The organism is Clostridium sp. JN-9 (assembly GCF_004103695.1).
Taxonomy (GTDB): Bacteria; Bacillota; Clostridia; order Clostridiales; family Clostridiaceae; genus JN-9.
Window position 1 is genome coordinate 2,705,562 of record NZ_CP035280.1, and the last position, 11,968, is coordinate 2,717,529.

The window sequence follows — 11,968 nt, forward strand, 5'->3', positions numbered from 1 at the left end:
AATGTATGTTCGTGTGTCTTATATAATTAATCTACTCTATTTGAAGAGTAGAGTTGATTTTTAGCCAGCAATCCAAAAATCAAACGGATTAATTTACGAGAAGTTAGCGCGAGTGCTCGTTTATGCTGATGTGTAGTCACTTCAGCAAATTTCTTCTGGTAGAAAGCTTGATATTCAGGAACGTGTCTTATGACACTACCAGCGGCTTCTATCAGATAATAACGTAAATAACGGTTACCTGCTTTGTTCATTGGCGTATTTTCAGCCTTGAAATCACCAGATTGATTTTCTTTCCATACGATGCCAGCATATTTAGCAATAGCATCATTATTAGGGAATGCATGCACACTGCCTAATTCGGCAAGAATACCACTGGAATAAACAGGGCCAAAACCAGGGATTGACATGAGAATTTGATATTCCACAGGATTCATTCCCATAACCGCTTTCTCAATGGCTTTATTAATAGTACTCAGTTCTTTTTCAAAAGCCTGAATACAGTTAAAAGAGCATGCAATTGAAGTCGTTAATGGCTCATACAAACATTTATCAAGGCGATATGAATTACGAGCAGCTTGTTGAAGAATTTTAGCAGTCATCTGTGGATCAGAAATTCTCTTTCGACTCTTTGTATTGATGAATTCAACAAGTTCTTCTATGGAAGCATTTGCAATGTCTTCAGAAGATAAAAAATCCGTCAGGATAGAGGAAGCAGTGGCACCATATTTATTAGAAAAAGGATGTTCTTCACCATCTAACAAAGCAAATTCGCTAAACTTGAGAAATACATTTGATAGCATATATGTCTTCTCCCTGGTTAAGCATTCAACTATATGAAGCCTGTGTCTTGTAAGCCTTTGTAGGGCAAGGTATTGAGAACCACGCCAAGGCTCAGTATGAATCCTGCCGACTCTTGCAAAATCAGCAATAACAAAAGAGTCAATGCCATCATTTTTGTTAAGAGCATTAAAGGAATCTTTGTAGTTAGCAACTTCCTTAGGATTCAAACAGTAGACGTAGGGTTTATATGGCACAAGTTTTTCACTTGCAGATAAAAAATTAGCTATATGCACGCCATAAAATGAAGTAGACTCAAGACCAATAATAGTAACCTTAAATATATTATTTTCTAGTATCTTGACGAGCATGGATTCTAGTTGTTCTGCACCAGATTGTGTATTAGGAACAGGTTTCATTTTAATAAAAAATTCCTGTTCAAAGTTAATTGCAGAGACAACATTTTGTCTCGCACCAATATCGATACCAACAAATAGAGTTGATAAGTAATCTACTTTCTTCATGAAATCACCACCTTTCGAAAGTAATGAGGAAATTAGAAAAGGAATTATCCTAATCCAGAGTACTGACTGCAACCTCGCGTAATCAGCATTCAACCAAGCGAAATACCTTGCTGGTGGCTACGAATGGAGATGCAACATTTGTGTAAGCAGAATTTGATACTCTGGTCAGGCTGCAAGCTTTCTAGGCAATAACAATATGTTTTGCAGGAGAATACAGCAGTAACCTTCGCTAAAGTCCGTTAGGACTATTTTAGCATTAGGAAATTCCTTTATAAATAGTTAATGTAAGTTGTATAGATAGGAATGTAAAATAGATAGCAATAATGAATTGGGGGAATCCCCACAGAAAAACATAGATACTTTCTTATCTATACTAAAATATAAAAATAAATAAGTTTATAGCAGTCATTTAACTGACTATAAACTTATTATACGAGGAGAGTAAATTATGGGAAATTGTCTTGTTGCACAATCAGGGGGACCTACAGCAGTTATTAATTCAAGTGTTATAGGTGTATTACAGGGTGCAATTGAAAGTAAATACTACCAGAATGTTTTTGCAGGAATAAATGGAATAGAAGGAATTCTTAATGGAAAAATAATAAACTTAGGTGATACTTTAAAAGACAAAGATAAACATTTCAAGTATACTCCTTCCTCAGGACTGGGATCCTGCAGATATAAAATGAAAGATTTTCATGATGATGATAGTGAATACATTCAATTTTTCAATATTCTAAAAGAATATGATATTCAAACCTTTTTTTATATTGGAGGCAATGACTCCATGGATACTGTTTCTAAACTAAGTAAATATGCAAAGCTGAATTCTCTTAACTATCAAATAATCGGTATACCTAAAACTATAGATAATGATTTAACCTGTACAGATCATACCCCTGGATTTGGAAGCTCTGCAAAATTAATATCTACTATAGTTCTTGAAACATATCTGGATTCAAGTGTATATAAAAATAACGGCATATTTATTATTGAAACAATGGGCCGTGATACAGGATGGCTGGCAGCCAGCGCCTGTTTAGCAAAAATAGATGGAAAAGCAGCTGCTGACTTTATTTATATCCCGGAAGCAGCTTTTGATAAAGATAAATTTTTAATTGATGTGGAGCAAAGATTTAAAGATCAGAATCAGGTTTATATTGTGGTTTCAGAAGGAATTAAATATGAAGATGGTACTTTTGTATCTGAAACAGATTCAAGTGCATGTCACGATAACTTTGGACATGCCCAATTAGGCGGAGTTAAAAATGTATTGAGACAAATGATAATAAATAAAGGCATTACTTCAAGGGTTAAAACTTTGGAATTAGGTGTAATTCAAAGATGTGCAATGCACTGCTGTTCAGATGTTGATATTGAAGAAGCTTACAGATGCGGAAAAGACGCAGTAAAATTCTCCATAGAAGGTGTCACAGGGAAAATGGTATCCATTGAAAGGTTATGTAATAACCCTTATAAATCAAGGGATATTTTAGTTAATGTTTCTGATGTGGCAAATAATATAAAGTATTTCCCAAAGGAATGGGTTAAAGATAACAATAATATAAGTGACAAAGCTTTAGAATACTTTAGTCCTTTAGTTGAAGGCTGTCCATCTTTTACAGTAGAAAATAATACAAAAAATTATACTATAATAAAAAAATGTTGATTTCTATATTTTAGAAATCAACATCCCTATTTTATGGTTTTTCGGATTCCTTCTTTGCTTTACTTACAGGTTTTCTTTTAGGCTTTTTTTCTAATTTAGCTTCCTCACTTTTATTTTTCTCTGTTTCTGATTTTACTAATTTGGTTTCACCTGCTTTTTTTGATACTGCTTTTTTTGATACTGCTTTCTTTTTCACTATGCTTTCAGTTGTATTTTTCTTCTTAGCAGGGCTTTTCTTCTTAGCAGGAATCTTCTTCTCTTCAGTATTATCCTTTGTAATTTTTTTATCTTCCTTTGTTTCCCATTCAGTTCCCTTAGATTCCTCTTTCACCATATTATACATTTCCATTGTAAGCTCTGCTACTTTGTGCCATTCATATTTTTCCTTAACTGAATTTAAACCATTTTCCTTAAATTGCTCTGCTAATTTATCATTAGAAAGAATTTCTAATATGCTGTCCCTTAAATTATCACATGAGCCTGGGGTAACCTTTAATCCGTTTAATTTATGCTGAACTATTTCACTTAGTCCACCTGTATTTGACACTACTACAGGGCATCCTGCTGCCATAGCTTCTAAAGCCACTATTCCAAAAGGTTCATAAAGAGATGGAAATACAGCTGCATTTGATACCTTGTACAGCTTGTCTCTTTCCTCATCATTCATATAACCTGAAAACAATACTTTTTCCTTGAGCCCCATTTTGCATACCCTGTCTTCCAATTCTTCTGTCATTGGTCCTTTACCCGCAATTACAAATTTTGCATTGGGATATGATTTTAATATGCCTGGAACAGTATCAATTAATATTTGAATTCCCTTTTCAAAAACATGTCTTCCAATAAACAAAACTATCTTTTCATTGTCTAATGCATACTTTTTTCTAAATTCACTTAAATCCTCTTCAATATTAACAGCATTTACTCCATTAGGTATTATCCAAACCTTGTCTTCCTGAACAGAGAATAATTCACATACCTGTTTTTTCATAAAACTGCTGCATGTTACAATTTTCCATGATTCATTTGCAAGCATCCATTCTGCAGAGGAAATGTACTTCTGCAGCTCAGTTCTAATACCGCCGTTTCTTCCATATTCAGTGGCATGTATTGTAGATACCATTGGTATTTTATATATCCACTTTAAACATTTTGCACTGTATGTAGTTAACCAGTCATGGGCATGTATTAAATCAAACCCTCCATAGGTGTTAATTAGCTTTGAAGCCTCTTCTATTATTGCAAAGTTAAGATGCATTACCCATTTTGTAAAGTCCTCAGTATCCAGCTTGTATGGAATTACTCTGTGAACAAAAACCCCCTTGTCAACCTGCTCCAGCACTGCATTTTCTTCTTCGCATGTAACTACATGTACTTCATTTCCCTCATCCTTAAGGCTTTGACATAAATTATATACATGTGTTGAAAGCCCCCCAACAGTCTTAGGTGGATATTCCCATGATAACATTAATATTTTCATATTATTCCTCCTAATATTTTAATATGCAATATTATATTTTATAAATTTCATTTTACCTGAAGTAAAATATTCATTATTAGAATAGTCAAAATTAAACTATTAATTCAATTATAATTATTTTATTTATTTTTTCAACCCATTTAAGCAATATATTTATATTTATACACACAAATCATTGAATTATAAGTTTATATTTAAATCTCTAATAATATCTCCATATATCTAATATTATATTGAAGTTTTGTTTCTAATAGTGACATATTATGACTACTTTCTCCAATATTTTATATACTTTTTAGTTACATATTTACTTTTTTTGTTTTGTAAACGATGTAATCCTTTATTTGATTCTGAAACTTTATTTCATTTAGCTTTCAATATTTTAAGAAGTCCTGCTTTAAGAATATTGCCTAAAGGATTTTTGGGATTGCTGCGGTGATTAGATATTTACTTTCTATAGACATATGGCTCTTTTAAATAATAATGTTGATGTGAATAGGACTTTAGCAAAAGAACAAAGATTAAAGAAGGAGCCTTGCATCAGCAATTTTAACTGCTAATGCGAAAGCCCCTATTTATATCAGTATTTTATAGTGTATATAATTATTTCTTAAGCATTTCTCCTATTGCAGCTATGCTGCCAAGAGAAGAAAGAGTTTCATTTGGTAAAATTAATTTATTAGCTGGGTTCTTAGCCATTTCTTGTAGTGCCTCTACCTGCTTAAGGGCAATAACAGTTTCATTTGTTCCTGATTCCAATATAGCTTTATTAACCATTCTGATTGCCTGGGCCTGAGCTTCAGCTACAGCCTCAATAGCCTTAGCTTTACCTTCTGCTTCAAGGAGCTGAGATTCTTTTAAGCCTTCAGCATGTCTGATATTGGCTTCCTTTTCTCCTTCTGCCTGCAGTATTTTTGCCTGTTTTTCACCTTCGGCTCTGGTCATATCGCTCTGTTTTTCTCCTTCTGCCTGTAGTATAACGGCTCTCTTGTCTCTTTCTGCCCTCATCTGTTTCTCCATTGCCTGCTGAATTTCTGCAGGTGGAATAATATTCTTAATTTCAACTGAAAGTATCTTTATGCCATAAGCATCTGTTATTTCATCAACAACCAATAGTAATTCATTATTGATTTTATCTCTTCCTGACAAAACCTCATCCAGTGTCATGTTACCAACTATATTTCTCATATTTGTTATTGTAGAATAAATAATACCTGACTTAAAACTTTCAATATTATAAACTGCATCTTTTGCATTCATTACTTTGAAAAAGATAACATTATCTATGGATATCTTAACATTATCCTTTGTAATAACATTCTGAGGATCGATATCCAGGATCTGCTGCTTTGTTGAAACCCTTTTTCTTACAAAGTCTGCAAAAGGAATGGTAAAATGCCATCCTGGCTCCAGCACCTTGTAAAATTGCCCCAATCTCTCAAGAATAAAGACATAACCTGTGTTTACAACTTTAATACAAGATAATAGCATTAATAGAATAAAAACTAATAAGATTAAAAAGACTATTTTAGTAATCATAAATTTACCCCCTGATTATTTAATTTTTTTTATTAATAATTTATTTCCTTCAATATCGCAAATCTCAACAGAATCACCTTTTTTTACTGGTTCACCAATATTTTTTACAGTCCAGTATATACCATTTATTTTAATTATAGCTTTTTCCATTACTTCCTCATCTACTGTAACTTTTCTGCCAATATAACTTTGTTCCATAGTTGGAGTTTTCTTTACTGTTTTTTTTATGGTTTCTTTAATCAATGGATAACCTACAGCCATAAATACTGCACTTACTGATACAAAGGTTATCACCTGTACAGTGGTGGAATATCCTAATGACATTGCAATAATTGCTGCAATTGAACCAATGGTGAACCAGACAAATAAGAAAACACTTGTTATCAGATCAGCAACTAAGGCTACGGCACCAATAATAATCCATAAAATCAATGAATTGTTCATATATACCTCCCTCCTCCTAAATTAATCTGTTAAATCACCCTATTATAATTATACATCATAATAAGATGTATTAACACACTTTACTGCTAATATATTTAATATGCATTAATATATTGTAAGCTTACAAATTGATTTTATGAATATATATTATCCTATTTTTATGAAATAATAAAGTTTAATAATATTCCTTAAAACGTTAATTATTATCACATTAAGTATTTTACGTTATTCCATTATGTGTTATCTTATTGAATCTCTTATTTTCTTCAATATACACATTTGCAATTTTTATAATGATTGTCAAGCATTTTTGAAAATGTCCCAAAATATTTAAAACATTAGCACCAGTTTTCTGGTGCTTTTTAGTTAGGTTTTACTTCTAAAATAAATAATGAGGCTTTCCTGGATTTTGGGTATGCTTAATAAGCCTTCTGAGTTTTATACTTAAAAGGAGGAATAGTAATATTATGGCATTTACTTTTATGCTATATTTTCCTGCCTATGTTTCTGCTTTTTAAGATAACGTTCAAAAGAAGCTTGTTTCCAAGGATGACTCATTGGAGGAATATAACGTTTTTTTTGGTTGCCCCGCAGGAGCTGCAAGGTCAAAGCTTTTTGATGTAAGTTCATGTTCTGGTAATAGATCTAGAGCATATACCTTTTCATCAACACAAAAGAACATTCCACCATCAAAGGCTTGAATTACCATACCTGAAGTACCTTTTCGGTAATGTACAGCATATCCATTACAATCCATAGGGAGGTAATAACTTTTCTTGAATTTGATGCAGCTTCCGTTATCAACCTTCCTACTGGTTAATACGGCAAGTGTTAAATTTATTTTTTCAATATCTAGTTGTTTTTCAAAGACAGATTTGATATTATCAACTGGTAAAGCAAACTGGGCATTGAATTCTTTTATGTATGAGTTTAAGAATTCATTTGCTTGCTCAATTGTGCTGATACAAGCTAGCCTCATTTCTAAAGGGAGGCGTGATTGTAACGTCTGAAACATTCTTTCTACGCGCCCTTTAGCTTGGGCAACACTGCTTGTCTTAATTCCTATGCCTAACTGTTTACAGGCATAGCTAAACTGAGTGAAAGTATCCTCTTCAACTGAAGGGGACTTTTTCTTTTTGTATTCAAATACAGTACGTCTATCTGTAAATAACATATAAGGGATACCGTGTTCCGTGAGTACCTGGTGTAACACATGGTAATACCCGTTTAGGGTCTCTTGTGAGTCAAAATAAGCTCCCATAATAGCACCTGTAGCATCATCTACAGCAATGTGTAATTGGGTTTTATTCTTACCGAACCAAAGATGCTGTGAAGCATCCATCTGGAGCATCTCACCTATGTAAGCACATCTAGGGCGCCTCGGGTGTGCATCTTCAGCTGCAATAATTGCATTCTGAATGTTAGAAACCTCTTTTGGAGATTTGGCTACATTCTTCAATTCCTCTAATTGAGCTTTAACCTTTTTCCTTGTAGCACGCTTAGCCTTAGGAGACAGGATGAATTCCTGCATAAGGATTGAACGGATGGTGCTAATGGATACTTTGATATGCTCATGCTTCTCTAATAACTCAGAATAGTGGGTGAGATTAGCATCAGAGTATTTGGTACGATAAAGGTCAATAATTAATTGTCTTGTCTCATCATCAAGTGTATGGACTGGTTTTCTCCCATGATTACCATGAATAAAATAAGCCTTTCCCTGTTCCTGATATCCTTTGATCATTCTATTAATATGTCTAATAGAGCAGCTTAGATAAAGGGATGCCCTCTTCTTGTTTCCATTTGTTTCGACCAATTTCTTTATAGTTGTATATTTATCATTTTCTTTCATAGTTAAATTTACCTTTCTCATTATGTCCACCTCAATTCTCTTGAGGTATCATTATACTATATTTTTTGCATTTGGGACATAATCATATGTGGTATATTAAGACATTATCATAAATCAATCATATACACATTTGCAATTTTTATAATGATTTGACTTTTAGATTAAATTAAATGATAATTGCTTTATAAAACATAAAATTAATTTTATTTGGAGGTTGCCATGAATGAATTTAATTACATAAGAGTTTCAGCTGCATGTCCTCTAACAAATGTGGCTGATATAAGTTATAATTTAGAAAATATTAAATGCTGTATTGATGCAGCCATAGATCAGAAATCTAAGTTGGTAGTTTTTCCAGAGCTGTGCATTACTTCTTATACCTGTGGTGATTTATTTTCTCAGCAGCTTCTCATTGATGAAGCTTTAAATGGTATAAATAATTTATGTAAATATACAGAGGGAAAAGATATATTAGTTGCAGTAGGAGCACCTTTAGTTTATAACTCAATACTGTATAACTGCGCTTTTATATTGTTCAATGGTAAAATCTTAGGTATAGTTCCAAAAAGTTATATCCCAAATTACACAGAATTTTATGAAAAGCGCTGGTTCACTGAGGGCATTGGAGTGATAAACAGGAATACAGACTTATTTTTTCAAAATGACATCCCATTTGGAACGGATTTAATATTTCAATGCGGTAAATTTAAGTTTGGATTTGAGATCTGTGAAGATCTATGGGTGACAATTCCCCCAAGCAGTATTTTGTCGTTGGCAGGGGCAAATATTATTGGCAATCTTTCTGCATCCAATGAAGTTGTCAGCAAAACTGATTATAGAAGTGATTTAGTAAAATCACAAAGTGCAAGATGCATAAGCTCATACATATATTCATCTGCAGGAGTGTATGAATCCTCAACTGATTTAGTTTTCAGCGGTGATTTAATTATTGGAGAAAACGGAGCTATCTTAAAGTGCAATGACAGATTCCAAAGACATAATGAGGTAATATCTTCAATTATTGATGTAGATAAGCTGCAAAATGAAAGAATAAAAAATGTGAGCTTTAGAGATAGTGCAAAAATAGTACCTATAAACATAAGAACAGTCAATTTTAATTTTGCTTCCACTGAATATGGAACTTTTGACAGGTTTGTTGATAAGCATCCATTTGTTCCTTCAAATGAAAATTTAAGAGAAACAAGATGCCAGGAGATTTTTAATATACAAACCGCTGCACTTGCCAAGCGCTTTACCCATACAGCACTAAACAAAGCTGTTATTGGTATATCAGGTGGTTTAGACTCAACACTTGCACTTTTGGTTATTGTTAAAACATTTGATATGCTTAATATCCCCAGGGAAAATATAATAGCTGTTACTATGCCTGGCTTTGGAACAACAGACAGGACATATAACAATGCAGTTGACTTATGCAGAAATCTTGGCACAGAATTAAGGGAAATCAATATTACAGCTGCTTGTATACAACACTTTAAAGATATAAATCATCCTATAGAAAAACTTGATGTTACTTATGAAAATGTTCAGGCCAGGGAAAGAACTCAAATACTTATGGATATTGCAAATAAAGAAGGCGGACTTTTAATAGGCACAGGAGATTTGTCTGAGCTGGCGCTTGGATGGTGTACATATAATGGTGATCATATGTCCATGTACAGCGTTAACTGTTCCGTTCCTAAAACTCTGGTTAGATATTTAGTTCTTTATGTAGCGGAAAAGTTAGTGGATAAAACAGTGTCCTCCATACTTTTGGATATATTAGATACACCTGTAAGTCCGGAACTGCTTCCTAAGGATAAACAAGGAAACATAGCTCAAAAAACAGAAGATATAGTTGGCCCCTATGAGCTGCACGATTTCTTCCTATATCATTTTATAAGGGAAGGTGCAGCCCCTGAAAAGATTCTTTTCCTTGCTGCAGAGGCATTTAAAAATGATTATAACATAGAAGTAATAGAAAAATGGCTGAATAAGTTTATAACACGGTTCTTTTCACAGCAGTTTAAGCGTTCTGCACTGCCTGATGGACCTAAAGTAGGAACAATCAGCCTATCTCCAAGAGGAGATTGGAGAATGCCTTCAGATGCCAGCTGTAAGCTTTGGATGAATTCAAATAAACACATTTAAATATAAATAACCAAGGCTCTTCGTAATAAAAATTGAAGAGCCTTTTACTTATATATATCCACAATTAATCCTGTAATTTCATCAATAGTACTTGCTATATCCAGGTTTTCTTTTTCATCTTTGAGAAGCATTTCTGTAATCTCTTCTAATTTTTTGTCAACTGTATCCACAGTAATGAAATACTGAGTCTGCCAGAAACTTATGTCCTTATTTACGCTGTACATATAGTTCAATACAGATTTTAAATACTGCTGTATTAGCTTTTTATATGCCCTTACATCTGCATAACACTTTGTTATTGCCAGTCTATTTCCCTTTTTTCGTATATCTCCCATCATTTCTTTTAATTGTTCTTCTGATTTCTGCTGTCTTGCAAAGCTGAAATTTTGAGAAAAATCTTTTTTATTTGAGACTATTTTTTTTTCTGATGAAACAGGCATATTTCTTCCAAGTCTGTTAATCTCCAAAATTATCACCCTATTTTTAATATAATATATAACTATATTATAAACTAATTTATTATTTATGGATATCTAAATTATTTTTTATAGAAATTCAGGCAAAACAAAAAGGCTGACAAGTTCTGCCAGTCCCTCCACTTTGTTATGATATATTATCTCTCGACCATTGTCGAGTATGTTCGCAATAAAAAAAGCAGATATGAGATATGATCTCCTAACCTCTGCTAGGTATGTTTACCTCAGTTCCATAGATATTATAGCATTTAACTTTACGAAGTACAAGTAATAATCACTAAATTTCTTTAATTTGTTTAGTATTATGCCCATATTTTTAAAAAAATTATAAATCCAATGAAATTTTTATTTTAGAATCAAGAAGTTTCATAAACTTGTCGCTTAATGTTGCAACGTGTCTCCCTAATCTTGCTTTGGAAACCACTCTGATCTGCTCAGCTAATACAGTGCCTGTAATCTCCATTTTCTCACCCTCAACCAATATAAAATCCCCGCTTCTCAAAGCTATATGTACAGCTATCCTCTTTGGCCTGTTTGATATAGGCACAACAATAGTAGTTGGTGCGTTTACGTTACCTGTGTCATTTTGAAGTATAATTACAGGTCTGATTTTATTTTCTTCAGATCCAATGTTTTGTCCAAGCTCACAGGTCCATATCTCACCCCTTTTAGGTATAACTTTTGATCTGTTAGGCACATTATCATTCATTTTAATTGCTTCATTAGTCCATTCTACATATTTATATAGTTTTTTTATCATTAATGCCTGCTGAATCAATTCCTTTTTATTTTTTGTTTCATCTATTTTATTCTCAATTTTATCTATGTACTCTTTAGACAAATTACTGATACTTAATTTTGTCTCCTCTATGTATTCTTTTAATTCCTGCCCGCTCATGGTTTCTAGATTTTTCATATAATACATTCACCCCCCAGTGTATATAATACCAAATTTTGTGAGTTAAATAAAATCTAATAAATGATTAAGTGCTTATATATTAATTGATTAAATGCAATTATTCTGCAATTTACTGAATATTACATCATTTTAAGGGT

General features: G+C 32.8%; 9 protein-coding genes. 2 read left to right on the forward strand and 7 right to left on the reverse strand.

The window, feature by feature from the left end; genetic code table 11:
- Nucleotides 1-26: 26 nt before the first annotated feature.
- Entirely contained in the window at nucleotides 27-1,301 is a 1,275-nt protein-coding gene (locus EQM05_RS13080) for an IS110 family transposase (RefSeq protein ID WP_128748367.1), read from the reverse strand.
- 448 nt (nucleotides 1,302-1,749) lie between these two features.
- Here EQM05_RS13080 and EQM05_RS13085 point away from each other — a divergent pair, with 448 nt between their 5' ends.
- Nucleotides 1,750-2,970 (forward strand): 6-phosphofructokinase, encoded by a 1,221-nt coding sequence (locus EQM05_RS13085; RefSeq protein WP_128750440.1) that lies wholly within the window; start codon nucleotides 1,750-1,752, stop codon nucleotides 2,968-2,970.
- A gap of 31 nt (nucleotides 2,971-3,001) precedes the next feature.
- Here the strand turns inward: EQM05_RS13085 and EQM05_RS13090 are convergent, their stop codons facing one another.
- The 4 genes from EQM05_RS13090 to EQM05_RS13105 form a co-directional block, all read right to left on the reverse strand.
- The gene (locus tag EQM05_RS13090) at nucleotides 3,002-4,450 is read right to left on the reverse strand and encodes a glycosyltransferase family 4 protein (RefSeq protein ID WP_128750441.1); all 1,449 of its coding nucleotides are present in this window, start codon (nucleotides 4,448-4,450) and stop codon (nucleotides 3,002-3,004) included.
- Nucleotides 4,451-5,053: 603 nt separating this feature from the next.
- Nucleotides 5,054-5,989: an SPFH domain-containing protein gene (locus EQM05_RS13095; RefSeq protein WP_128750442.1), complete on the reverse strand. Its 936-nt coding sequence runs from the start codon at nucleotides 5,987-5,989 to the stop codon at nucleotides 5,054-5,056.
- Nucleotides 5,990-6,004: 15 nt separating this feature from the next.
- Complete coding sequence (locus tag EQM05_RS13100) at nucleotides 6,005-6,433, reverse strand: NfeD family protein (RefSeq protein ID WP_128750443.1); 429 nt, start codon at nucleotides 6,431-6,433, stop codon at nucleotides 6,005-6,007.
- A 526-nt stretch (nucleotides 6,434-6,959) separates the two neighbouring features.
- Nucleotides 6,960-8,306, reverse strand: a complete 1,347-nt coding sequence (locus EQM05_RS13105; RefSeq protein ID WP_243108075.1) for an ISNCY family transposase — start codon at nucleotides 8,304-8,306, stop codon at nucleotides 6,960-6,962.
- Nucleotides 8,307-8,504: 198 nt separating this feature from the next.
- Between EQM05_RS13105 and EQM05_RS13110 the strand changes: the two genes are divergently transcribed.
- The gene (locus EQM05_RS13110) at nucleotides 8,505-10,436 is read left to right on the forward strand and encodes an NAD(+) synthase (protein ID WP_128750444.1); all 1,932 of its coding nucleotides are present in this window, start codon (nucleotides 8,505-8,507) and stop codon (nucleotides 10,434-10,436) included.
- A 44-nt stretch (nucleotides 10,437-10,480) separates the two neighbouring features.
- On the opposite strand, the gene EQM05_RS13115 is transcribed toward EQM05_RS13110, so the two are convergent.
- Entirely contained in the window at nucleotides 10,481-10,903 is a 423-nt protein-coding gene (locus EQM05_RS13115; RefSeq protein WP_128750445.1) for a YaaR family protein, read from the reverse strand.
- Nucleotides 10,904-11,237: 334 nt separating this feature from the next.
- A complete protein-coding gene (locus EQM05_RS13120) occupies nucleotides 11,238-11,828 on the reverse strand; it encodes a type II toxin-antitoxin system PemK/MazF family toxin (protein WP_128750446.1) in 591 nt (196 codons plus the stop codon).
- Nucleotides 11,829-11,968 lie beyond the last annotated feature (140 nt).

Coding starts and splice junctions, on each gene's coding strand:
- EQM05_RS13105 (WP_243108075.1), bottom strand. CDS start 8,306: ATGAGAAAGGTAAATTTAACTATGAAAGAAAATGATAAATATACAACT.
- EQM05_RS13120 (WP_128750446.1), bottom strand. CDS start 11,828: ATGAAAAATCTAGAAACCATGAGCGGGCAGGAATTAAAAGAATACATA.
- EQM05_RS13100 (WP_128750443.1), bottom strand. CDS start 6,433: ATGAACAATTCATTGATTTTATGGATTATTATTGGTGCCGTAGCCTTA.
- EQM05_RS13090 (WP_128750441.1), bottom strand. CDS start 4,450: ATGAAAATATTAATGTTATCATGGGAATATCCACCTAAGACTGTTGGG.
- EQM05_RS13110 (WP_128750444.1), top strand. CDS start 8,505: ATGAATGAATTTAATTACATAAGAGTTTCAGCTGCATGTCCTCTAACA.
- EQM05_RS13095 (WP_128750442.1), bottom strand. CDS start 5,989: ATGATTACTAAAATAGTCTTTTTAATCTTATTAGTTTTTATTCTATTA.
- EQM05_RS13085 (WP_128750440.1), top strand. CDS start 1,750: ATGGGAAATTGTCTTGTTGCACAATCAGGGGGACCTACAGCAGTTATT.
- EQM05_RS13080 (WP_128748367.1), bottom strand. CDS start 1,301: ATGAAGAAAGTAGATTACTTATCAACTCTATTTGTTGGTATCGATATT.